The organism is Chitinophaga filiformis (assembly GCF_021646545.1).
GTDB lineage: Bacteria > Bacteroidota > Bacteroidia > Chitinophagales > Chitinophagaceae > Chitinophaga > Chitinophaga filiformis_A.
The window spans coordinates 47,328-70,709 of sequence record NZ_JAKIRP010000027.1; the positions used below are offsets into that span (position 1 = coordinate 47,328).

The window sequence follows — 23,382 nt, forward strand, 5'->3', positions numbered from 1 at the left end:
GATCATGAAACACTATTTATACATCCTGGCAGCGCTTACCCTTGCCGGTTGCGTTGAAAACAAACAACAGGAACAACAGGCCGACAGCACAGTTCAAACAGTAGAGAAAAACAACGAACCTACTTCTGCATCAGCAGCACCAGAAGCGCCAATAGCTGTACCGGAAAAGATCATCAGGGAAAGGGCGCAAGGCACGGTAACCCTTCTTGATTCCGTTAATGGCCGCCCTATTGTACAGGTCAATGACAACGTACAACTGGAGGCGGGCATTCCAAGGAAAGGCTGGGCAGCTACACTGGTTACAACAGAACTCAGTGATGCACAGACGGAAGGACAGCTGTTGAAAAAGGGCTCGCCTATTATAGCAGATGGTAAAACAGTAGGAAAAGTACTGGAAGATGTGGTAATAGAGATGACATTCAAAAATGACAAGGGTGTTAATACAGGTGTATTTCATGCTGCTGTGCAACAAAACAAGATAAAAAACGGTACTGTGATTGAAACAGTCCTCGCCAATTATCTGAAGGAACATACCGGCAGAACATTGTCTGATATGCAGCCTTTCATCAAACAGTTCCAGCTGGAGCCACTTGATAACAATAAGCCTTATAAGGAGTATTACAACTATGAAAGTGCAGCCGACGATCCATCTCCTGGCTACCGTACGGTATTGGTATTCCACCAGGATAAACTGATCGGTGTGGTAGATTCCAGAACATTACAACTGGCCGGGTCTAAGCATTATCAGCTTGACAGGGATTATCACGGTTATTTCTTTACAGATACGGACGAGCAACTCAGAAAAGACTATACTACCAAGTTTAACCAGTTTGTGAATGCAGCAGACTGAGTTGAAAGGAGGCCGGGAGTTAAGCATGTATTTACGTCTTAATTCCCGATCTTCTCTATTTGTTCCTCCATTAATCTTATCACAAGCAGGGATTCTTCCTGCATGGACTCCATCAGAAAACCAAATTCTGGTTCACGTTTGACCGTCAGCGTATCCAACTGGTCGGCTATACGCGCCAGCTTGGCCAGGCCAATGATCTGTGAGGTGCCACGTATCTTATGCCCGATACGGTTGATCTTACGGATGTCAACAGCCGCTGCCGCTGACTGTAGTTCTGCTATGGAAGACCTCAGCTCCTCTATGGTCAGTTTCAATAATTGTTTTAGTACTGATCTGTCCTCTCCTACCAGGTAGGCCTCCAGTGTACCCATATCAAAATGCGTGTCTTTCGCTTCCTGTTCGGTGGTGAGGGTAACAGGGCCTTCTTCAATAACCACTGTGAGCCATTTACGGAACAGCTGCAACAACTTATGTTGTGCCAATGGCTTACCAATGAAATCATTCATGCCGGCCTCTATGCACTTTTCCCGTTCACCCTTCAGGTTTCCTGCAGTTAATGCAATAATAGGCACACGCTGGCCACCTGGCATTTCCCGTATCTTTTTAGTGGCCTCATACCCGTTCATGACGGGCATTTGTACATCCATCAGTATCAGGTCGGGCGTCTTTCCGCGGCACATGCGAACAGCTTCAATGCCATCCTGCGCCTCATAGATGCGTGCGTCATGTGCGATCCTTCTTACGACGGTAGTGGCCAGTAGCATGTTCACCGGATTATCCTCAACAATGAGAATATTCAGCCTGCCACCGATCCATTGTTCCTCTTTTTCATGCTTATGACGTTTGGCCCTTTTTTCTTTTCTGATCAGCATGGAAAGGCTGTTGTACAGCTCATTGATCTTGATAGGCTTCACCATCCGCAAGCCTATGTCCAGCTGATCGCAGACCTTTATTATCCTTTCATCATCAGCGGAGCTATGCAGGAGGATCACGCCTTGTTCACCTGGTAGTCTGCCGAAATGATGTCTGATCTTTTTCACCGTCTCCAGTCCATCCATATAAGGCATATGGTAGTCCATCAGGATAACATCATAACGGTCGCCCCTGGCCAGTGTATCCAGGGCTTCAAATCCGCTGCGGGCCTCTGTACAGGTGATGTCTTTCAACGACAGCATTTCCTTGAGGATCGTGCGGTTATTATCATTATCATCCACGATCAGCACCTGCCGGATCTTTTCAAGACTTTCCCACTTATCGGCAGGAGCTTCGGCGGTAGCCAGGTCGATATCGAAGTAGAAGGTACTGCCTTCATTTATATTGCTCTTTATCTGCAGATGGCTCCCCATCAGGGCCAGTAGCTTATTGGAAATAGTAAGCCCCAATCCTGTACCACCGTACTTCTTGGTAGTGGAAGCATCTTCCTGGCGGAAGGCTTCAAAGATCTTGTATTGTTTTTCCGGTTTAATGCCAATGCCAGTATCTCTTACTTCAAACCTGATCCTGGCCCTGCCGTCCCCTTTCATTTCGAGCGGGGTGACTTTTAATTCGATCTCACCATTACTGGTGAATTTCACAGCATTTCCGAGGAGGTTGATGAGAATCTGTTTCAGGCGCACTTCGTCGAACCAGGCAAAGCGAGGCAGGTTGGTAGCAACATTCAACAGCATTTCAAGACCTTTGTGCTGAGCCTGATAACTTACAATATCACTTACCTGGCTGCTGAACTCATAAAGATCATATTTGTCAATATCAAGTTCCAGTTTGCCAGATTCTATCTTTGAGAAATCGAGGATATCGTTGATGATGCTTAACAGTGCATTGGCCGACTGATTTACAATAGAGAGATATTGATGCTGGGTTTCGTTAAGGTCTGTTTGCAGTACCAGCTCTGTAAAGCCGATTACTCCGTTCAGGGGAGTACGGATTTCATGGCTCATATTGGCCAGGAATTCCGACTTGGCCATATTGGCCTGTTCCGCCTGTTGCTTGGCGGCCGCCAGACTGGCCTTCTGGGAGATCAGCTCCTGTTCTGTTTCTTTGGAGACGGAGATGTCCTGGAAAGTACCGTATAGCCTTTTACATTTGCCGTTCTCAAATTCAGCATTACCGATGGCTCTTACCCATCGTTCCTTACCCATGGCAGTAACGATCTGCAATTCGAGATCCCAGGGTTGCCCCGTTTCAATGATGTCCTTGAGTGCAGCAGTGATCTTTTTACGGCTTTCCCCTTCTTTATAAAATCCCACTGCGGCTGATAAAGTAGGATTAAAATCTGCCGGTACCTCATGGATCTCTTTTGTAACGTCAGACCAGAACATGTCCTTGTTGACAAGGTCTGCCTCCCATCCGCCTATACGTGATAACTGGCTGGTGCGTTCCAGTATTTCCCGGGTACGCTTCAGGTCTTTCTCCAGTTCGAAGAAAGCGCGAAAATAGCGTTCGCTGTTCTGTAATGCTTCCCGTCGATTGTGATCGATGATCTCTGCAGTGATGTCACTGACGATGATCTTCATTAGCTTCTGCTGCCGGGCATTAAGGTGCCGGGGCGCCTTATCCATCAGTGATAAAGTGCCCAGTAGCTCTCCCGAAGAAGAAATCAGATCGTAAGTAATGTGGAAAGCCGCTTCCTTTGCCGTAATGGGAATGCCGGATGCAACGACAACGGACTGCTGTTGATCATCGATGATAGAGATCGTTGCTACCTGTACATTGCAAATAAGAGAGGCTAGTTCAGTCTGTCTATTCAGTTTTTCCTGTAGTATTGCATTCAAACACTAAAGCTTTTCACTGTGGATGAAATAAATGCTGTTCACTTTTTTCCTGTTCTGGTGTAAAAGCCTGTTAATGTAGTCTTATGAAGATACGTAAATTCCGTCTATGTGAGTAAACGAAAAAGATCCCCCTTTTGTGGCAGACCATTGGTTGACAAGCAGATGAGGTATTGAAGGGGCTGTTACCGGGCATAGAAGCCCAGGTGCATTAAGGAGTAGTACCTGAGTGGTACCAGGTCGTATACCAGGAGCGTCCATTGAAGGTAAACAGCGAAGCGTAGTAATACAACGGACGGGTTAAACACAATACGGGCAAAGGGTATGCTATGAGCAAACCCCTCACCCGTATAAGATTATATTATGAGTTTTTATGCTTTCTCTACAAATTCCTTGAGCAAAGTACCTATCAGTTCCGTCCAACCCATCGCGAAATTCTCCTTCGCGAAGCTTGAGATGGCAGGGAAAGTATCCAACCCTGCATGCGTCAATTTTACGCGTGTTTTTTCTCCTTCCGGGAACAGTTCGAACGTCACAAATGAATTCCCCTCATATCCGTCATAGCGCCAGCTATAAGTAAGTTTACGGTCTGGTTCCACCTCTGTAACCTTGCAAAGGTGCAGGAATTGTTGTCCCTCGGGATCGCCACCTGTAAAACTAAATTCTGCCCCTACCTCTGCCTTGAATTCAGGAATATCGAAATACCACTGTTTCATCTGGTCCTTATTGGTAATAGCATCCCAGATTTTTCTCACCGGCGCATCATAAGTTCTTTCGATTACAAATGGTTCGCTTCTCATTACTGTATGATTTAGAATTTTAGGGGAATAGATTATTATATAACCGATCGGTTACAAATATAAAGGAAACCTTTTGGTTACAGAAATATTTTTGTGCTTCCGGTTGGGTCAACAATATTGGTACCAGGCATGTCTGCCGGGACGGGCAACCGATTTACAGTTCCTTGATCATCTTAAAATGTGGGATACCCACCTCTGTGAACTGATCGCCCACTGTGGTATAACCGTTTTTCAGGTAGAACTTAACCGCTTCCAGGCGGGCATTGAGCTCGATACGGGAAAATCCCTTTTCACGGGCCACCTGTTCACTAAACTGCACCATTTGGGTGCCGGCATTAATTCCCCTGGCGGTTTCTGCTACGGCCACCTGCCGCATTTTTACGTATCCCTGGCCGGGCGTCAGGATTAACGTTCCAATCAGCTCCTGGCCACGGAACAGGCCAATATGAATATCGTTTACTTCTTTGCTCAGGTCTTCATTGAGCAGGTTCATACCAAGGGGCTTACGAAGTATCTCATTTCTCAGTTTGATCTCCTGGTCATAATCGGGTCCCGGACAGGCTATTATTCGTGCGACGAGCTTTTCTGTGAACATATCTTGTATTTATATCAGGTCTCCGCAAAATTAAATCTATCAGCGGAAGAAATAAGAATTTGTCGTCAATATGCGAAGTAGCGCATATATAATAAAGCAGCAATTTCAACTGGATGACTGTTATTTTACAAATAAACTGATAGACATTTCTTACTGAGTATTTCATTTACCGCCACCTGGAGTTCCTGTTCTGAACCGGCGGTAACATTGACCAGGGAATAGGGATGCGCTCCGAGGAGCACATCCCATCGCCATTGTAACTGGCTGCTTGTTGATACTAACCCATTGTCATACCACCACGCTGTATACAGCCTGTCTTTTTCCTGTTGCAGCAAGGCGGTATAGATGGTATGTTTCCCCATGAGTTTTTCCTCCACTTTGTAGAACTCATATCCGCTGCCTCTCCAACATATCATGGGATTATGTTCTGTATAGTAGCTGGCTGGAATATGTTTGATGTATACCAACAGTGTATCGTTCTGTAACTTGATAATATTGCCCGGTAAAGATTGTACCGCATACCCTGGCATGGCAGGTACATGCGATAAGACCTGCAGGTCCTTTTCTCTTGGTTTATTGATGATGAATACGATCAGCAGGCACGCAGGTAAGGATATGTTGAGCAGGAACAGCTTTACAGCCGAACGAAGCACATAACGCTTTCTGTGCAGCTGTACGGGTTTTCCATATTTGCGCACTGTCCATTGTGACAGGAACAACAGGGGTACAAGCACATAAAGCATCAGGCACATGATACCGGCTATATCATGCATCATCGTACCAGGCATGATACTGAACCATACCAGGAAGATAATACGGAGCAGATTGGACACTACATTCATCAGTATCATTCCCACTAAGATTAACAATACGAACCATACGCTCAGTACTTTTTTATATTGCTGCTGATAAAAACCTATGAGGATCATCCCACATAATGATGCGGTTACCATCATCTGCAAGCCCATACAGGCAGGATCCACGGAGAAGTCATTACCATTACAGGTGATCATATTTCCCTGTACACTTACCTCCTGCCCCGTTATACGAATGACATTTCCGGCCCAACCTGTCAGCGACAGACGGATAGGAAAACTGAATACATTCGTGGCGTATTCAAACAATGGTGACATAATCGCCAATACCAGCACCGGCAGGAAGTTCATACGTCCATGAAATGTCTCGATCATGAACAGGCAGCCGCACAAACAGGAGATACACAGGAATGTCTTGGCTGGTACAAGCAGATATAATAACAAGGACGCCAGTGCCATGAAAAAATAGCGTGTACTTCCCCGCTCACTGGTATTAAATGATGCAGTGAAAAACAATGCTGCAGTACCCAGAATAGCCTTTGTCGTATCCCAAACCAGGTAACCATGCAAACCGACGAGAAAAACAAGTCCATAACAAGCTGCTGCTATCAGTGGCCAACACCTGCACGCGCGTAATACGCCAATTATTAATGAAAAGATCCCCTTGCTCATATTTTGGCAGTACGTTTGAATAAAACAGGCCTGAATTTTAAGTATGCGATCAGTAAGAGTCCGATCACTATCAATGCCCATTCATGTGGTTCAGGTACGGCGCCTTTACCTTGCAGAGATGCATTCTTAAGGCTGTTGTTACTATCTTTGATATTAAACCGCTCATAATCTTCCTGTTTCTCCAGCACCACCAGACTCGATAATGGCGTCACGATATAAGATGCTGCTGCTTCTGCCACCAACGTATCGCTCTCCTCCCCTTTCGTCAACAGGCGTGGCCCCATAGCCTGCATGATATGGTTGTAGGCGAACAGGCGTTGCAGGTGATCAGGGGCTGTAGAAACCTCCGTACCGGGCGTTTCACTGATTGTCATACCTGCAGATTCTATCACTATACGCTGGTCGTTTTCTATGCTGGCCGGAAAACGGTGATCGTCCAGTAATCCTTTCAGGGCTGCGATATCTCCATGATCGTAGCGGAAGGTCCGGCATTCTTTTAGTGTGCGCAGATAAGGAGAAAGTTCCCCTCCCAGGTTGTACAGCATAACATGCTGACCATCTGCAAGCCATTTTTTCAATTCCTCCATGAAACGGGCATCTCCCAGATCGTCAACTGAGGGAGAATTAGCTACTCCTTTAGTAATGACCATTGCATTTGCTGGCTGGGAAACCTGGAAAAACGGAAACAGGCTGAATCTGCTTTCAGTAGCCTGTTCAAACAGGTCGGAACTATTTAAATCTGTTATCTGTTCCATCTTTTCGTCGACGTATGCCCAGACACGTTTATTCCCCAGTAAGGAGCGTACACTATTATACTCCTGTTTACTCCAGGCGTTATTGATATCCAGGTAAACATCCGAGATATCGGCAGCAGCAAGTTCTTTTCTATATTGAGCTACTGAAAACACATTACCATTCTCGCTGAAAAGCTGATGTGCCAGTCCTTCGTCTTTAAAAGAGACCTGCCAGTCGGCCCGGTAAGGACCGGAAGCAGTCAGCAGGCCGTCCTTCCCTTTACTGAACATACCTGATCGTTGAAGATCAGCAGGCGGCGTTTCGAATGAGATATCTACGTCTTCTCCTGTGCTGGCGGTAGAAGGACCATCGAAATAAATGTTGCGGTATATCAGGGTGCCATGTTCCAGGGAGAGAGGTGCTGTTATGCCCAGTTTGAACTGACGCTCTTCCCCACTCACCACAGGAAATACCCTTACCGTAACCGTATTTCCCTCCTGCCAATGTACCACTGAGGGGTCGCGGTTTTCCACTCCCACGATGGTTTTATATGCACTGTCTGCTTTTGCCTTTGTTGTGAGGATACCTTTTTCCTCCCTGTCATTGATCCAGAGGGACAATGATGATACAACTGCGCCTTCGGGGAGATGAAAGATGTAAATAGCCTCCTGACGATTTGTCCATCTTGTGATAAGACTATTTTTTACACTCACTGTTTTTTCAGTATACGCCATTCTTAAACGCGGCCAGATATGCGCTGAAGTCTGCACATGTGTCGTCTGCAGGTCCTCCCCTGACCATAAACGCTCTTCCGCCTCGTACCGGGAGTCGTACAGGGATTTCAGTATATGTATACGTTCTTCGCGATCCATTTGGGCGGTCCCTGCCAGTAATGATGCGATCGTTACAAGCGGATCATGTTTGCGTGCCTCGTTCCAGTTAAGTGAAGAACCGAAGTTGAAAAAGCTCCTTTCCCATCCGTCGAATGTAGTGTACACCATTTCTGCTTTGAGGACTTTCTCTGTAACCAGATTAGGGGTCATATTTGCTGCAACGTGTAACCAGGCGGGTAAATATTTGTCCCCACGCTGGTCGTTCCAACGGCTATATTCAGTATTCATCTGCACCACATTCATTCTCCAAAGTATTGTATATACCAGTACGACCAGCACCGTTATACTGATACCAGACCAGAAGGCCAGTTTATATGGCCGTCTTCGGGCATCTGTACGACGGAATAAGCGGATCGTGTATAAAAAAAACAGGAGAGGCACCAGTGCGTGCAGGGAAATCCCAAACAGAAAGGAAGCGAGCAGTCCAAGCCCTGTAAAAGGCGCGATATATATAGTCATGTACAGGTAACAGCACAGGGACAATCCTAACAGGAAGAACATCGCCATACGCACAGGAACAGGCACGATACGAATAAAGGCAAAAGCGACATAGTTGACAGAACAAAGGACGATTGTCACAGCATACCAGGTGGCCGATACTTCAAAGACCGGGATCAGGCGGTTCAAGGCATATGCACTGACCAGGAACATCAACAGGAAAAGAAAAAAAGGATGCAGCCCTTCCCTGCCCTTTCGCAGGCGGCCACTAATCCACAGGGTGAAAAAGTATCCGACTGTGATAGCATGGTTGAGAAAGAACCATGCTATCGGCTCTTCTATTGACAACAACTCGGGAATGAGAAATATGATCAGCGTAATGGCGAGGAGAATTAACCCTGTACGATAGATCCTATCATTAAGACGCTTTCTTATAATTTTCAAAGGTATAGTTTGTTTACCCATAAAATAAAGCACTTTGTATTACAAAGAATATAAGGATAAAAAAACAGGCTGTAGCCCGTTTAGCGATTTATCATATACTTTGAAGTACAAAGTAAACAAAAGAAAATGATTCATACAAATTCCATTTCAAAAAAAAGTGCTACCTTCTGACATCGCGACATACCTACCCGGGTATAATATTTGGTCTTGCAACTATAACACTTTAAACGACAACACGATGAAAGCAATCTGGCAGAATGAGGTGATTGCGGAAAGCGATAGTACTGTGGTAGTCGAGAACAATCATTACTTTCCTCCAACTTCAGTTAAGGCGGACCTGCTCAGCCCTTCAAAGACACATACTTTCTGCCCCTGGAAAGGGGAAGCTTCTTACTACGATGTTAACATTAAAGGCAAAATAAACAGGGACGCTGCCTGGTATTATCCTGATCCCATGAAAGCGGCGGAGAACATCAAAGGTTACATTGCTTTCTGGAAAGGAGTAGAAGTTGTAAAATAGAAAACCTGTAAACGCTCAGCTATGAGGAAATTTGATGCAATTGTCATTGGCTCCGGCCAGGGTGGTGTTCCGTTGGCGAAAAAGCTGGCCAAAGCCGGCTGGCAAACTGCCATCGTCGAGAAAAGATGGGTTGGCGGCACCTGTATCAATGATGGCTGTACGCCCACTAAATCAATGATCGCCTGTGGAGCTGCTGCCCATATCATTGCCAACAGCCAGGAATGGGGTATTACGGTCAGCGACTACAAAGTAGACCTGGAAAAGATCATTACCAGAAAAAATAAGGTGGTGCAGTCGTTCCGCGAGGGCGCGACCAAAGGCATGGAAAAGACACAGGGGCTGTCAATTATTTATGGAGACGCAGTGTTCAGCGGCCCGAAGACCTTGTCAGTGAAAGTTGAAGGCGGACAGGAAGAGATCGCCGCCGATCACATATTCATCAATACCGGCACCTTACCCAGTATTCCTCCTGTTCCAGGTCTTGACGCAGTCAACTATCTTACTAACACTACCATTATGGAACTAACCAGGCTGCCTACACATCTGATGGTGCTGGGCAGTGGTTACGTAGGACTGGAATTCGGTCAGTTGTTCCGCCGCCTGGGTTGCCAGGTGACTATCATTGACAAAAACAAACAATTGCTGCAGCATGAAGATGAAGATGTTGCAGTAGCTGTAAAGAAGGTCATGGAAGCTTCAGGCATCACCATGTTTAGCAACGCCAACGTTCAGAAGGCAGAGCAGACCGGCGATGTGATCAGATTACAGCTCGCTGCCAATGGAGAAACGCATGCCATTACCGGCTCACACCTGCTGGTAGCAACAGGGCGTACACCTCAGTCAAAGTCGCTGCAGCCCGAAAAAACAGGACTTATCCTCGATGAAAAAGGGTACATACCTGTCAATGATAAACTCGAAACGAACGTTCCCGGCATCTATGCGCTGGGAGATGTAAAAGGAGGTCCTGCATTTACACATATTTCATACAATGACCACCTGGTGCTGTACAAGAACCTTATTCACATGGAAAACATTTCCATCAAAGACAGACCTATTCCGTATTGTATGTTCACTGATCCCCAACTGGGACGTGTAGGACTTACAGAAAAAGAGGCCAAAGAGGCCGGTTACAAGATAAAGGTGGCCTGTCTCGATATGAGTAGAGTTGCAAGGGCCATTGAAACAGGCAATACCCAGGGATTTATGAAAGCGGTTATAGATTCAAATACGGATAAATTACTGGGAGTTGCTATCTTGGGGCCGGAAGGCGGAGAAGTGATGTCGACGTTACAGATGGCTATGCTGGGAGGCCTGACTGTCACACAGTTGAAGGAGATGATCTTTGCGCATCCATTATATGCGGAATCTATCAACAATTTATTTTTGACACTGGATAAGTAGCCAGCTCCGCAACAAAGTGCGGATTAAAATCCTCAATGAATCCCAACCATGATAAAACTTGAACATGTCAACAAATCTTTCCATCACGGCAAACCGGCTGTCAGGGATGTCTCCTTCGAAGTGAATACGGGGGAGACACTGGTATTGCTTGGCACCAGCGGCAGTGGAAAGACTACGACGCTGCGCATGATCAACCGGCTGATCGTGCCAGACAGTGGACAGATCTTCGTGAACGGAGAGCCGGTTAATACGCAGCAAATTGAAGCATTAAGACGAAATATCGGGTATGTGCTGCAGGATAATGGCCTGTTTCCTCACTATACTGTAGCTGAAAACATTGGCATTGTTCCCACTTTACTCAAATGGGATAAAAAACGTATAGAAGAGCGGACACATTCTCTGATGGAAAAACTGCATTTATCCGTCGCAGACCATTATCATGTATATCCGCAACAGCTAAGCGGCGGACAGCAGCAACGTGTCGGACTGGCCAGGGCGCTGGCGGCTGATCCACCGGTGTTACTCATGGATGAACCATTCGGAGCGCTCGACCCGGTAACACGGGCCAGTGTAAGAAAAGAATTCAGGTCGCTGGATGAGATCCATAACAAAACAGTGATCATGGTAACACACGACGTACAGGAAGCATTTGAACTGGGCAACCGCATCTGCCTCATGGACAATGGCGCCATACAACAAACCGGCACACCGGCAGAACTCCTCTTCACGCCGGCAAATGATTTTGTCAGCAACTTCTTTCATGAACAACGTTTCCTGCTGGAGCTGAATGCACTCCGGCTGGCAGACATCAGTCCATGGCTTGGCAACACCGTCTCAGGGCAAGATCATGCGCCTGTGCTGAAAGCAGACGACTCGTGCTGGGACGCACTCGAGCAGATGACTACGCTATCAACTCCTGTCAACATCTCATTTGAAGCTAAGCTCGTTCGCATTGATACCAGCGAATTGATGCACGCCTTTACACAATACAAGCAAACTGTCAGCGGACATGGAAGATCAACCAGGCTTTCCTGAATTTGTGCAACAACAGGCCGGCAAGCTGCTGGAGCAAACGTTGCAACATATCGGGCTTACTTTTATTTCTCTCTTAATTGCAGTGATCATAGGCGTGCCACTGGGCATTCTTATTACCCGGCGGCAGAAGCTCGCAGGCATTGTACTCGGCATTGCCGGCGTGCTACAGACTATTCCGAGCATTGCCTTATTAGGGTTCATGATACCTTTATTGGGCATAGGCGCTAAACCTGCTATCATGGCTTTGTTCCTGTATGCTTTGCTACCTATTATCAGAAATACTTATACGGGCATCCTCCAGGTTGATCCGGTTGTGATAGACGCTGCTACCGGTATGGGTATGAGCAAAAGACAGCTGCTGTACAGGGTACAATTGCCACTGGCCATGCCCGTATTGCTGGCAGGGATCAGAACGGCAACGGTTATTAATGTGGGTGTAGCTACGCTGGCTGCGTATATAGCTGCGGGCGGACTGGGAGAATTTATTTTCGGCGGTATTGCGCTCAATAATACCAATATGATACTGGCAGGTGCCATTCCGGCAGCCTTACTGGCTATCATCTTTGATTGGGTGGTAGCCCGTCTGCAGAAACTAAGAATGCAGAAGGTCAAAACGGCACTCTACCTCCTACCCTTCCTGCTGGTGATACTGTCATCCTTCTACCTGTTGCCGGCAGCCTATGGAAGCAGTCTGGTAGCGGGTTTCACACCTGAATTTATGGGTCGCAAAGATGGCAATCTCGGACTAAAACAGGTATATGGATTGAATATGCGGACTGTCGTGATCAGTGACATGATCATGTATAAGGCTGCCTATGAAAAGACCCTGGATGTCATCAGTGGCAGTACGACAGATGGCAGGGTAAAGGCTTTTGATCTTCAGGCACTTACAGACGATAAACATATTTTTCCGCCGTATTATGCCGCGCCGATCGTGCGTCAGGAGACGCTTGACAAGTATCCGGAACTGGCGCCTGCACTGAATAAACTATCTGGTATAATTAATGATAGTGTAATGACTGAGCTGAACTACAGGGTCGATCATCTGAAACAGGATCCGGCTGTTGTAGCGAGCGATTTTTTAAAAGCGAAAGGTTTATTGCAGGCAGCGAAACACGGCACTAAAGGAACTGTAGTAATTGGCGCTAAGATATTCGGGGATGGCTATATCCTTGCCAATATGTACAAATTACTGGTGAATGGGTACACAGAACTGGAAGCGGTCACTAAAACGGGACTGGGAGGCACTAAAATATGCTTTGATGCACTTACCAATGGTCAGATAGATCTTTATCCGGAATACTCCGGTACCGGGTTACTGGTTATCCTGCAGGCAGACAAATCCGTCGTTGATACATTGGTCAGCGACAACCAAAAAGTGTACGACTATGTTTCGAGAGAATTTATGCAACGGTACCGGATCAAGTGGTTACCTCCTATCGGATTCAATAACACATATGCCTTGATGATGCGCAGGCAACAGGCCGCGGATCTGCATATTACCTCTATATCAGACTTAAAGGAATATTTACTGCATCACTAACCACCAGTATATGCAATTGAAAAATGATTTTAATACCGTGCGGAAAAGATCCATGCATATCTGCGCACCTTTGAAAACGGAAGACTATGTAGTGCAGCCTGTCGTGGATGTCAGTCCGCCGAAATGGCACCTCGGACACACCACCTGGTTTTTCGAAACATTTCTTTTAAAACCACACTTTACCGGTTATAAAGAATTTGATCCAAACTACAATTTTGTATTCAACAGCTATTACGAGACCGTCGGCGCACGCGTGATCCGCACTGACAGAGGCAATTTAAGCCGTCCTGCCGTCGAGGATATTATGCGTTACCGTGAGCATGTCGACAAAGCCATGCAGTCGTTCCTGGACACGGAGCTGAGCGATGAAATACGTGCGCTGGTAGTACTGGGACTGAACCATGAAGAACAGCACCAGGAATTGTTGTACACAGACATCAAGTACATACTGGGCCACAATCCCCTGATGCCTGCCTATTCCGATACGGCTGTCACGAACTTTACCGCGCCTGCTACGGAGCAGCCTTTCCTGCAAATGCCGGCAGGGCTATATGAAATTGGCTATAAGGGCGATGGTTTCTGTTTTGACAATGAGCTGGGCCGGCATACGGTATACCTGCAGGATTACCAGATCAGTACACGGCTGGTTACCAATGCAGAATACCTGGAATTTATGGAGGCAGACGGTTACAGCGATTTCCGTCACTGGCATGCGGAAGGCTGGGACTGGGTAAAAAGAGAACAGGTGAAGGCGCCATTATACTGGCATTTTGTAGATGGCGAATGGAAGCATTACAACTGGCAGGGATTGCAACCTGTAGCTGGTGATGATCCGTTGTGTCATATCAGTTATTATGAAGCTACTGCGTATGCCGCATGGAAAGGCATGCGTCTGCCAACTGAATTTGAATGGGAAGCGGCAGCGCCGCAATTGTCATGGGGACAGCGCTGGGAATGGACAGAGAGTGCTTACCTTCCTTATCCCGGCTTTACCAAAGCGCCGGGCGCGATCGGTGAATACAACGGTAAATTCATGGTCAGCCAGATGGTGCTGCGTGGAGGCTCTGAAGTAACACCGCCCAATCATAGCCGTCTTACCTATCGTAACTTCTTCCATCCGTCTTTGAGATGGCAGTTTACCGGTATCAGACTGGCGAAATAAATTTATTCTAATTACACTAATAATTACATTATGGCCACCACCTCTGTAATGCATACGGTATTAGTTCCTTTAAAACAGGACCAACGGGAGCTCTTCTCCCAGGATGTGACCCGCGGGCTCAGCGCAAAAAACAAATACCTGGAGTCCAAGTATTTCTATGATGCGGAGGGCGACCGCCTTTTCCAGGAGATCATGCGTTGCCATGAATATTATCTGACCAATTGCGAAATGGAAATATTGCGGGAGCAGTCTGCCGTGATCAGTCAGACGATCCTGTCCCATACCAAACACTTCGACGTAGTGGAACTGGGCGCAGGAGATGCTACTAAATCCATTCATCTGCTGAAGGAACTACTGAAGACAGGACGGGATTTCACGTATTACCCGGTGGATATTTCCGGCAATGTGATTACTCAGCTGGAGCAGTCACTACCCAGGCAATTACCTGCGTTAAAGGTACATGGACTGCATGGCGAGTATTTCGACATGTTACAGCAGGCGGGGATATTGTCACGGAAGACGAAAGTGGTGTTGTGTATGGGTGGTAATATTGGCAATTTCACCCCTCCGGAGGCGAGGAAGTTTTGTCGCCTGTTGCGCAATTACCTCCAGCCTGGCGACATAGTGATCATTGGTTTTGATCTGAAAAAACATCCGCAGATCATCCTGGATGCTTATAATGATGCAGCTGGTTTTACGCGGGATTTTAACCTCAACCTGCTGAAACGTATAAACCGGGAATTGAGCGGTAATTTTGATATCAGCAAGTTTGATCATTATGCTACTTATGATCCGGGAACCGGGGCTTGTAAAAGCTATCTTGTGAGCCTGGAAGAGCAGGATGTAAAAGTCAGCGGAAAGACATTTCATTTCGGATTGCACGAGCCTGTATATATGGAGATATCGCAGAAGTATGACCTGGAATCCATAGAACAGATGGCGGTGCAATCAGGCTTCGAAACAGTAGCTGATTTCTTTGACAGTCGCAGATGGTTTGCCGACTGTATGTGGCTGTGCGTATAATGCCAGAGAAAAAATATGAGGCTGTCCGCTGGTATTCAACCAGGGGCAGCCTCACTTCTTTTTATGACTTCCAAATCCCGAGTACTCTTCTGATCAGGATAATCTGGCCGATGTGATAGCTGGTGTGATCGGCTATCAGCAGTGCCTCACGCAACAGATGTTGTCCGTCGCCATGCGGGAAAGGCGCATAAAGATCAGCGTGAGGATCTTTCAGCAGATCAATAAATTCTTTCAGGTCGCTTTTAATCTGTGCCAGACATTCTTTCCAGGCGGCCTCATTTTCAGGGGCTGTTTCTTTGGGCCAGTATCCTTCCGGCCAAGCTGGCGACTCATGTTTGGCGTTGCGTGAGAATTCCAGTATATCCCATTGTGTTATCCGGATGTGTTCTACTAATTGCCAGATACTATAAGGCATTCCTTCCGGTACTACGCCCCTCTGTTCAGCTGGCAGGCCCTTTAACGCGTCGTCGAAAGTAACGTGTGTAGGTCCGCCGGTTAATAATTGTTCCAGCGTTTTTACAAGTTCTTTATTGTGTGTTGTAACCATATTTTCAATTTACGACTTATTGCTCAATAAGAATGCCAGGGGAATAATTTGCTTACTTACTTACAAGTAAGTAATTTTGTACTATGCAGGATACTAAAGAAAGAATTGTTTCGCTGGCTGACCAGCTGATCAAGACCAGGGGGTATAATGCCTTCAGTTATAAGGATATATCTGACCCTCTGGAGATAAAGAATGCGGCTATACATTATCATTTCCCTACTAAAACGGATCTGGGGATGGCGGTCCTGGACCTTGAGCTGCAGCATTTTATGGCGGGTACTGCCAAAGTAGCGGCGCAGCCGGAGGATAAACAGCTGAAGTTCCTGTTTGATACGTTTGGTAAAAAACATAAAGAGGGGTTGGTGTGTCTGATGGGGTCATTGTCGCCGGATTATGACACGCTGCCTTCGCCCTTGCAGGAGAAGATCACTGATTTGTCGGGCGCTATTTTGAAATGGACGAGTGGCTGTCTTGAAAAGGGACGCGAGAAGGGGTTGTTCAGGTTTGAGGGGGAGGCGTATGACAGGGCGCTGCTGGTGATCACTAATCTCCTGGCGTCGTTGCTGCTGAGCAGAGTGATGGGGAATAAGGTGTTTGGCAGGATTACAGGGCAGTTGTTGAGGGATTTGGGTGCAGGAAAGTGATTGTTAGGATCGTGATGCACGTTGCGGTTTCAGATGGGACTGCGGTTGGCGCCTCTTTGAGTTGGATCGCTATTGGGCAGTGGAAAGCGTGTGAGCATTGGATCTTTATTTGGCTGCATCAAGCGTGTGTCAAAGAGCCGAAGGCCCGCAGTCTCCACTGAAACCGGCCGCTACTTCCCGGCTCCCAATGAGATTTAAGAAGTGAGGAGGATGAGGCGACTGTCAGTTCATGTGTTTCTATAACGATCATGTATTCCTGTGACAATGGGTATTATTGCTTTAAGGTGGAAAATGTGTTGAGAAAGAAGAGCGGTGATCATACAGGTATCCGTAGCAGCAAAGTCGCAGCCAACAACAAGATGAAGGTTTGCGTAAAAGGAACAGTGGTAACGCTTGCAAGCATCCGCAGAGAAAAATAAAAGTTATAATCAACAAGTATAATCAACGAGTATAATCAACGAGCTAATAAATAAATTACATGCAAACATTAAAAAGAGCAGTCATTACCGGGTTGGGTGCATTAACGCCGATTGGTAATAATGTAACTGATTTCTGGAACAACCTGGTAGCAGGTAAGAGCGGAGCTGCGCGTATTACAAAGTTCAATCCGGACCCTTTCAGAACACAGTTTGCCTGTGAACTAAAGGAATATGATCCGGCGAAATTTCTGGACCGGAATGATATACGCAAAACAGACCCATTCACACAATATGCATTGATTGCTGCACAGCAGGCTGTCACAGATTCAGGACTGGATTTCTCCAAAATGGACCCTTTTGATAGTGGCGTCATCTGGGGTTCCGGTCAGGGTGGTATGCTCACCTTTGAGGAACAGGTAAAAGAATATACTCTTGGCAATTTTGTGCCGCGTTTCAATCCTTTCTTTGTGCCTAAGCTTATCGCTAACATGGCTTCAGGAATGATCTCCATTAGATTCGGTCTGATGGGTATCAACTACACCACTGTTTCTGCCTGTTCTACTTCGAATACTGCCATTATGGACGCATTGAATTACATCAGGCTGGGTAAGGCAAAAGTGATCATTACTGGAGGTTCTGAAGCGCCTATTACAGAGGCTTCTGTGGGTGGATTCTGCGCGATGAAGGCAATGTCGACCCGCAATGACGATCCTGCTACTGCTTCCAGACCCTTTGATACCGAAAGGGATGGCTTTGTGATGGGTGAAGGTGCTGCTGCACTGGTACTGGAAGAATATGAACATGCAGTGGCCAGAGGTGCGCATATTTATGCGGAAGTGGCCGGCGCCGCTATGACTGCTGATGCCTATCATATGACTGCTACACATCCTGAGGGATTAGGCGCCCTGCAGGCAATGAAAAGAGCCTTGGAAGATGCAGAACTTACTCCCAGGGATGTTGATTATCTGAATGCCCATGCCACTTCTACTCCGGTAGGAGATCTGAGTGAGCTGGCAGCGATAAGGACATTGTTTGGGGAAGCACCGGAACACCTGCATATCAGCGCCACAAAATCCATGACGGGACATCTGCTGGGTGCTGCAGGCGCGATCGAAGCGATTGCGTCCATATTGAGTATTAACAATGATATCGTCCCTCCTACTATCAATACTTCCAATCCGGATCCCGCTATTCCGGCTGGGTTACAGATCGTGATGGGTAATGCTGTGCAAAAGAAAGTGAGTGTGGCTATGAGTAATACCTTCGGGTTTGGCGGGCATAATGGCATTGTGGTGTTCAGGGAAGTGAAGTGATGCGTGGGAGTTAACTATGAAAGTGATATCTCAGAGTAATTATGGGTTGACGTCATATATCAGCGTCGATGCGTGAGCTTCAATGTGTGAGCGTCACCTGTGGCAGTTAGCAGTGGGTGTAATCGGTGAGCGTCGCCTGTACCAGCTTGCAGTAAGTGTATCTGTGAGAGTGATCTGTGGGAGTGATCTGTCCCGTCAATTTTATGATCATTGCATTATTTCCCTTTCAGGGGAGTGAGCAGCCCCGTAAGGCCGTTCATCTTTATTTCATACAGGGTAGCGAGCAACATCCCCAACTTGCCCTCTGGAAACCCTTTACGCTGAAACCATTCCAGGTAAGAAACCGGCAGGTCACACAGCAATACATCCTTGTATTTACCGAACGGCATTTTCATGGTGACCAGCTGATTAAATATTTCCCTGTCCGGTTGTGCAAATTCCATTATAAGATTGATTTAAAATCGGATTCATTACAAATATAGGATGAGAACATCCGTATGGTGAAAAAAATTTAACTTTTTTTTTGATCTTTAAATCCATATAAGATTCTCCTACGTAAGTACCATCGTTATTAGAATTATTCTATATCTGTGCATGTAGAACAGCATTCAGTTTGGGGGACATTTTTTTAAGATAATATTTTCAATTTATGATGCATTCCCGTGTAACGAGGTCAATCTTGTTATGCTTTGCCTATACTTATTTCAAATAACACATTTTTCATTTTGCAGTTCCGTAAACTTTTTGATGTAAACATCCCCCCAGAAGAGTGGTTATTTCAGAACTCCGGTTACAGTCCTCCGTGGCTGTAACCTTTTTTTACAACCACCCCCGCTCCTTCCAGGTGCTGATCATTTTTCCCGGTACACCACATTCCCGCAGTACATCTTCAAAATCTTCCATTTCCATTCCCCAGTCAACCGCATATGCTGCAAATTCCTCTCCTACAGGCAGTCTGCCGAATAATTTTTCTGTCGTTAAAATATGCGCCACTTTACGCAGCAATACACTGCCCATTTCCCATTTCTCTTCTTTGCTGATGATCTGCATCAGTTGTGTAAAGGGACGTTCAAATTTCTCTGGCGCAACATCAAGATATGCGTGATCCAATTCTGTAGCCAGGAAGATGAGATCAAAAATGTCTTCGTCAGGATGTTGTTTTGAGATCTGCTTTGTGAATGCCACCGAACGGGGCGACAGTGAAGGAATGTAAACATCTGCATAATGGTAGCTCAGCTCCAGCAGTGAGAGGGGCACTTCTACTTTATGTTCCACCAATGCATCTGTAACGGCTACAGCCATGTTTGCTGCAACGGTCGCCATTAAGGTTTGGATGTTCAGCTTTTCTTCCGGGCGGACATAAGATAATTTACTCGCACCGGATACATTGACTGTTCTGATCTCATCCAGCATACCATCGCTGTTGTACTTGTAGATATTCTCGTATTCAGATTCTCCGGCGCCGGGTGTAATACTCAGACAATAGCCTTTTTCAATACGCCCTGCAACAACCTCATATTTTTCGATATTGCAAAACAGTGAATGCCCATTATCAGTAATACTTTCTATTTTCTCTTCCGGGTTCATGTCCACATACGCATCTCCTTCTCCCCTTCCAATCACCATTAAGGATTGCCAGGCCACTTTCTGTCCGTTTTCATCGTACTGGATCCTTTTGATACATGCCGGTATTTTTGTACCCGCATTATACTCCACATACTCGACCCATTCTTTGCCATAGAGATAATACCCTTCCCAAAATACGTTCTCAACCGCATTGCCATAGGAGGTATAGCAGGGCAATCCGTCAGCAGACAGGCCGTAAAAATGATAGTCGTTGATCTCCCTCACTGCAGCTACCGGAAATAATTTCTCTTCGGGCTGCAGAAAAGCAGGTGTGCCATAATCTTCAAGGTTATACCGGAAGCCTGGAATGTACTTTTCAGTGATGACGTTGGTTTTATATTCCTGTAAGCGATCAAACTCGTGAAATGCCTGTTTCCATCGGGATAGTAGGTTCTGCTTCAGTATTTCCAGGTACATTCTTCTACATTTTGAATAAAAATAATGTTTTAAACCAAAAGATGCTACTTGCTTTGTTCAATTGGTTTACAGGATATTATAAAGCCCGCCAAAAAGTGAAAATACCTCTGGCGGGCTTAACAGCAGTGATTATGAGTCCTATCTATTCAATCTTAATTGGTTGTGTGTAGATCTGTTCTCCTACTCCTGCCGTTTTAACGCCTATACGGGCGAAAAAGAACGGTTCTGCCGTCAAGGCGGGAGGAATAGTCGCGCTGATCGTAACAGGCGCTGTAATGTCTCCTAATGCGTCTGCATTCACTACTGTAGCTTTAAGGTTATTGACGGCATCTACAATATTCGTTTTTCCCAGGTACAGCGTTGCCGATTCCAGCGGTTGTGAAGCATTGATCCTTTCTATTGAAAATGTGGCAGTTACCGTTGTCCCGGCCTTACCGGCGGTAGCATTTCTGATAATGAAATAAGGCTGTACCGGCACTTCTACGGTCGTACCGCCTTTTACGGTAACATCAATAGAGTCGGTATTATTTACCCAGGGACCGTTACCGGGCAGTAATACCAGTTTGTAATTGCCGTCAAACAATGAGGCGGAGAAACTGCCGTCCTGCGCTACATGCACCGGGATCTTGGTAAACAGCTGGAAACCACGTTGCCAGAGTTCCAGTTGTACACCGTTGGAACGAACGCCCACAGCTTCTTTATTGTAGACCACCTTACCCGAAAGGATGGATGTCGGTTTTTCATAATTATCCTTTTTACATCCGGGCATCAACACGCATAACAACGCGGCGATGAAAGAAGATGATAATATTTTGTACATAGGATTATGTGTTAACGGGTTAATGAAAAGGGTTCTTGATGATCTTCGGATTGTTGTTCAACACCGTCTGATTGATAGCCGTATAATAATTTCCCAGCTGGAAGAAGCGAGGCGCTCTGAAACGCGGAGCGACCATTTTCACGAAGACATATTTTCCATCCCGGGCAGCATCACCGGGGCGTATTACACGGTAAGGATACAATGCATACACCATCGCATTGGGATTGGAAGCATCGCCATTCCAAACCTTATCCGCTATACGCCAGCGTTTCAGATCCCACACACGGTGATCTTCAAATGCCAGTTCCACCCTGCGTTCATTTCGTATCCTGTCTATTGACAACGATGTAAGACTGTTAGGACCGAAGCCAGCCCGCTCACGCAGTGCATTGATATAAAGCAGTGCATCTCCGGTCTGGCCCAGCTCGAAGGCCGCTTCAGCTGCATTCAGATATATTTCTCCCAGTCGGAACCACACCCACCACACATCACTCTGAATGCCTCTGGTACTTGTTCTGTCGTTAGGGTCTATATACTTCTTCAGGTAAAATCCCGTGTTGGATACTTCCTGTATAGAGCGGTGGGGACCGGAGGAACCGGTCAGCAGTTTGCCGTCGCTGTAGGTTGTACCAAGATCGCTTCCTTCTATCATATCGTACGCATTACGGCCGCCGTTCCACACCAGCACGCCCGCCTGAATAGCAACCGGCAGGCCTTTGAAAGAAGTACCGGGATAGATGATGGTACCATACAAACGTGCATCCTTATTGGCGAAGATATCAGACAGCTTGTCGTAGTATATATAGTCGCTGTTATCCGGAGTACGTGTTTTCAATGCACCATTTGAACCGTCTTTATATTCAAAGCTTTCCACCAGGTTCAGGGAAGGTGCTATGGAAGAAGATCCCAGGTTATCTTCCCTGATACCGCGTGCGATATTATCGTACGAAAACCAGTGTTTACGGGTGGGCAACAGGTAGTCTTTTACAAATATCACTTCACGGTTTGATGCTTTTTTAGTAACGGCCTCGAAGAAGTTTTCGCCGGCATCAGGGTTGCTCCTGTACAATGTGTAAGGACCGCTGTTGATGATCTCTTTGGAAGCATCGAGCGCTTTCTGATAATAGCTGTTCGCCATACTGCCCGGTATACCTACTTCGCCGCCAGGCGTTGTAATGGGCACGGGCATGAGACTGTTGTACTTTGCAATTGAACCTGCGTACAGCATGGCACGGCTCTTCAAAGCGAGGGCTGTGTATTTATTTGCACGGGAGATACTGCTGGCATTTCCCAGCTGATCTTTGATGGCATCTACCTCAGCGGCTATGAAGTCGTACACTTCTGATTCTTTGGCGCGTGCCTGTTGCAGATCGGTTACATTGCCGGAATAATCGTATATGAGCTGTTTGATGACCAGTGGCACGCCCCCCATTCTCTTCACGAGATTGAAGTAATTGAGCGCACGGAGGAAACGTAATTCGGCGGAATACTGTCTCTTTGCTTCATCGGATAAACTCACGCCGTATTTCTCAATATTTTCCAGTGCCAGATTGATATCGCGGATATAGCTATAGTTCCAGAGATACCATCTGCTGAAAGCATAGGAAGCAATGTTATTACGGCCATCCTCATTAGACTGTCCGCTCCACATAGCTTCATCATAATCAGCCATATTGCGCCACTGGAACAATCGTCCGTCAGCACCGTCGTTTATGTCGCCCAGTCCTGTTTCTGCCGGGATCCGGTCGTAGAGATTGACGAGTAGGGCCAGGATCTGTTTAGGGTCATTCCATACCTGTTCATCAGATAAGATAGTGCGTGGTTCCCTGTCCAGCCAGTCTTTCATACAGCCTGTGAGCAACAGGGTCAGGAGGGAAAGCATATATAGTCGTTTCATATAAT

General features: G+C 46.5%; 20 protein-coding genes. 10 read left to right on the plus strand and 10 right to left on the minus strand.

Going from position 1 to position 23,382, the window contains the following annotated elements:
- Positions 1 to 4 precede the first annotated feature (4 nt).
- Positions 5 to 850 carry a hypothetical protein gene (locus L3C95_RS34480; protein ID WP_236395219.1) on the plus strand — a complete coding sequence of 282 codons (846 nt, stop codon included), beginning with the start codon at positions 5 to 7 and terminating at the stop codon, positions 848 to 850.
- Positions 851 to 888: 38 nt separating this feature from the next.
- Here the strand turns inward: L3C95_RS34480 and L3C95_RS34485 are convergent, their stop codons facing one another.
- The 5 genes from L3C95_RS34485 to L3C95_RS34505 all read right to left on the minus strand — a co-directional run bounded on the left by L3C95_RS34485 (position 889) and on the right by L3C95_RS34505 (position 9,010).
- Complete coding sequence (locus tag L3C95_RS34485; RefSeq protein WP_236395220.1) at positions 889 to 3,621, minus strand: response regulator; 2,733 nt, start codon at positions 3,619 to 3,621, stop codon at positions 889 to 891.
- 368 nt (positions 3,622 to 3,989) lie between these two features.
- Entirely contained in the window at positions 3,990 to 4,418 is a 429-nt protein-coding gene (locus L3C95_RS34490) for an SRPBCC domain-containing protein (RefSeq protein ID WP_236395221.1), read from the minus strand.
- 154 nt (positions 4,419 to 4,572) lie between these two features.
- Positions 4,573 to 5,013: a GNAT family N-acetyltransferase gene (locus L3C95_RS34495; RefSeq protein WP_236395222.1), complete on the minus strand. Its 441-nt coding sequence runs from the start codon at positions 5,011 to 5,013 to the stop codon at positions 4,573 to 4,575.
- A gap of 125 nt (positions 5,014 to 5,138) precedes the next feature.
- Positions 5,139 to 6,500 carry an exosortase N gene (xrtN, locus tag L3C95_RS34500; protein WP_236395223.1) on the minus strand — a complete coding sequence of 454 codons (1,362 nt, stop codon included), beginning with the start codon at positions 6,498 to 6,500 and terminating at the stop codon, positions 5,139 to 5,141.
- Positions 6,497 to 9,010 (minus strand): XrtN system VIT domain-containing protein, encoded by a 2,514-nt coding sequence (locus tag L3C95_RS34505; RefSeq protein ID WP_236395224.1) that lies wholly within the window; start codon positions 9,008 to 9,010, stop codon positions 6,497 to 6,499. Before L3C95_RS34505 ends, xrtN begins: the two co-directional genes overlap by 4 nt.
- A 238-nt stretch (positions 9,011 to 9,248) precedes the next feature.
- Between L3C95_RS34505 and L3C95_RS34510 the strand changes: the two genes are divergently transcribed.
- From L3C95_RS34510 to L3C95_RS34535, 6 genes are read left to right on the plus strand one after another with little or no spacing between them, the layout of a single operon-like run.
- Positions 9,249 to 9,530, plus strand: coding sequence for a DUF427 domain-containing protein (locus L3C95_RS34510; protein ID WP_236395225.1), 282 nt, complete (start codon positions 9,249 to 9,251; stop codon positions 9,528 to 9,530).
- A gap of 21 nt (positions 9,531 to 9,551) precedes the next feature.
- A complete protein-coding gene (locus tag L3C95_RS34515; protein WP_236395226.1) occupies positions 9,552 to 10,931 on the plus strand; it encodes a mercuric reductase in 1,380 nt (459 codons plus the stop codon).
- 48 nt (positions 10,932 to 10,979) lie between these two features.
- Positions 10,980 to 11,966 carry an ABC transporter ATP-binding protein gene (locus L3C95_RS34520; protein ID WP_236395227.1) on the plus strand — a complete coding sequence of 329 codons (987 nt, stop codon included), beginning with the start codon at positions 10,980 to 10,982 and terminating at the stop codon, positions 11,964 to 11,966.
- Positions 11,941 to 13,509 (plus strand): ABC transporter permease/substrate-binding protein, encoded by a 1,569-nt coding sequence (locus L3C95_RS34525; protein WP_236395228.1) that lies wholly within the window; start codon positions 11,941 to 11,943, stop codon positions 13,507 to 13,509. The genes L3C95_RS34520 and L3C95_RS34525 overlap by 26 nt, the downstream gene beginning before the upstream one ends.
- A 10-nt stretch (positions 13,510 to 13,519) precedes the next feature.
- A complete protein-coding gene (egtB, locus tag L3C95_RS34530; RefSeq protein WP_236395229.1) occupies positions 13,520 to 14,671 on the plus strand; it encodes an ergothioneine biosynthesis protein EgtB in 1,152 nt (383 codons plus the stop codon).
- Positions 14,672 to 14,701: 30 nt separating this feature from the next.
- Complete coding sequence (locus L3C95_RS34535; protein ID WP_236395230.1) at positions 14,702 to 15,694, plus strand: L-histidine N(alpha)-methyltransferase; 993 nt, start codon at positions 14,702 to 14,704, stop codon at positions 15,692 to 15,694.
- Between the two features lie 61 nt (positions 15,695 to 15,755).
- Here the strand turns inward: L3C95_RS34535 and L3C95_RS34540 are convergent, their stop codons facing one another.
- The gene (locus L3C95_RS34540) at positions 15,756 to 16,241 is read right to left on the minus strand and encodes a DinB family protein (RefSeq protein WP_236395231.1); all 486 of its coding nucleotides are present in this window, start codon (positions 16,239 to 16,241) and stop codon (positions 15,756 to 15,758) included.
- An 83-nt stretch (positions 16,242 to 16,324) separates the two neighbouring features.
- Here L3C95_RS34540 and L3C95_RS34545 point away from each other — a divergent pair, with 83 nt between their 5' ends.
- The 3 genes from L3C95_RS34545 to fabF all read left to right on the plus strand — a co-directional run bounded on the left by L3C95_RS34545 (position 16,325) and on the right by fabF (position 18,617).
- Positions 16,325 to 16,885, plus strand: a complete 561-nt coding sequence (locus L3C95_RS34545) for a TetR/AcrR family transcriptional regulator (protein ID WP_236395232.1) — start codon at positions 16,325 to 16,327, stop codon at positions 16,883 to 16,885.
- Between the two features lie 284 nt (positions 16,886 to 17,169).
- The gene (locus tag L3C95_RS35055; RefSeq protein WP_262916033.1) at positions 17,170 to 17,304 is read left to right on the plus strand and encodes a hypothetical protein; all 135 of its coding nucleotides are present in this window, start codon (positions 17,170 to 17,172) and stop codon (positions 17,302 to 17,304) included.
- Between the two features lie 59 nt (positions 17,305 to 17,363).
- The gene (gene fabF, locus L3C95_RS34550) at positions 17,364 to 18,617 is read left to right on the plus strand and encodes a beta-ketoacyl-ACP synthase II (RefSeq protein ID WP_236395233.1); all 1,254 of its coding nucleotides are present in this window, start codon (positions 17,364 to 17,366) and stop codon (positions 18,615 to 18,617) included.
- A gap of 215 nt (positions 18,618 to 18,832) precedes the next feature.
- On the opposite strand, the gene L3C95_RS34555 is transcribed toward fabF, so the two are convergent.
- The 4 genes from L3C95_RS34555 to L3C95_RS34570 all read right to left on the minus strand — a co-directional run bounded on the left by L3C95_RS34555 (position 18,833) and on the right by L3C95_RS34570 (position 23,377).
- On the minus strand, positions 18,833 to 19,060 hold the full coding sequence (locus L3C95_RS34555; RefSeq protein ID WP_236395234.1) for a DUF3820 family protein: 228 nt from the start codon (positions 19,058 to 19,060) through the stop codon (positions 18,833 to 18,835).
- Positions 19,061 to 19,436: 376 nt separating this feature from the next.
- Complete coding sequence (locus L3C95_RS34560; protein WP_236395235.1) at positions 19,437 to 20,660, minus strand: hypothetical protein; 1,224 nt, start codon at positions 20,658 to 20,660, stop codon at positions 19,437 to 19,439.
- 142 nt (positions 20,661 to 20,802) lie between these two features.
- Positions 20,803 to 21,480 carry a DUF3823 domain-containing protein gene (locus L3C95_RS34565; protein WP_236395236.1) on the minus strand — a complete coding sequence of 226 codons (678 nt, stop codon included), beginning with the start codon at positions 21,478 to 21,480 and terminating at the stop codon, positions 20,803 to 20,805.
- A gap of 19 nt (positions 21,481 to 21,499) precedes the next feature.
- A complete protein-coding gene (locus tag L3C95_RS34570) occupies positions 21,500 to 23,377 on the minus strand; it encodes a RagB/SusD family nutrient uptake outer membrane protein (RefSeq protein WP_236395237.1) in 1,878 nt (625 codons plus the stop codon).
- Positions 23,378 to 23,382 lie beyond the last annotated feature (5 nt).